The sequence below is a fragment of the Lactiplantibacillus xiangfangensis genome, from assembly GCF_001438845.1.
Taxonomy (GTDB): domain Bacteria; phylum Bacillota; class Bacilli; order Lactobacillales; family Lactobacillaceae; genus Lactiplantibacillus; species Lactiplantibacillus xiangfangensis.
Genome location: NZ_JQCL01000084.1, coordinates 1 through 1141, shown reverse-complemented (window position 1 = coordinate 1141; position 1141 = coordinate 1). Strand labels below are relative to the sequence as shown.

The window sequence follows — 1141 nt, the reverse complement described above, 5'->3', positions numbered from 1 at the left end:
ACCAGGCAATCAAAAACTTTAAGCCGGAACCCTATTTTGAACTAAATGCGGAAATTGTAGCTAATCAGCAAAAATTCGTCGCAAAATTAGCCCCCTATCAGCGATTTAAATACAAAGCAGGGCTAATGACATTCATGCAAGCTAAACACGTTCAGAAAGGCTAACAGGCTGGTTTAATCAAGGGCATTCAAAACCAGGCTAAAAAAAGTGCTAGTCCCCAACCATTCTCGCTATCCAGTCTGCAAAGTGCCATGAATAAACGTTATCACGCCAGCGCCAGTCAAACCTTAGCGGCCATTCAGAGTTTATACGAAGCCAAGTACCTTAGTTATCCCCGCACCGATTGTGCTTACATCACTGATGAAGAATTTGATTATTTAGTGGCTAATCTGACGAAGTATCTGGGTTTAGTCTCTAAGCCAGTCGCTTTAACCAATACCACCCCAAATAAGCGCTATGTTAATGGAAAAAAGGTTGAAGAACACTACGCCATTATCATGACTAAAGTCGTGCCGACGAAAGAGAAACTAGCCAGCTTGCCTAAATTACAGCAACAAGTCTACGACCTGGTTCTAAGAACGACGTTAGCGATGTTTGCTGATCCGTACGAGTACGAGGAAACCACCATTATTACCCAAGTTGGTGACGCCAATTTTAAAGCAACCGGTAAGGTCCCAACTAAGCAAGGTTGGCAAGCTTTATTTGATGATCACAAAGCCGAACAGCAAGAAGCAGCAACTTTACCGCTCGTTCACCAAGGCGATCAAGTCCAAGCAAATCTGCAAACGCCGCAAAAAGAAACGACCCCTCCGGTACCATTTACCGAAGGTACCCTGATTACGGCCATGAAGACGGCCGGTAAAACGCTTGATGATGAAGCAGCCCAGGCGATTCTCAAAGACTTGCAAGGCATTGGGACAAGTGCGACCCGGGAAAATGTATTGGAAATATTAAAAAAACGCGGCTATCTCGTCACTGAAAAAAATAAGCTGCACGTCAGTGAAGCCGGGATAACATTATGTGAAGCGGTCGAACTCGAACCCTTGCTAACTAGTCCAGAAATGACGGCTAAATGAGAGCAAGCGTTACAGCAAATCAGTACCGAAGAACGCACCCCAGATAACTTTTTGAGCCAGATTAA

At 44.5% G+C, this 1141-nt stretch carries 1 pseudogene; it reads left to right on the top strand.

The annotated features are described in order from the left end of the window. Positions 1–1141 (top strand): annotated as a pseudogene (locus IV64_RS11245) (DNA topoisomerase); the annotation flags it as partial.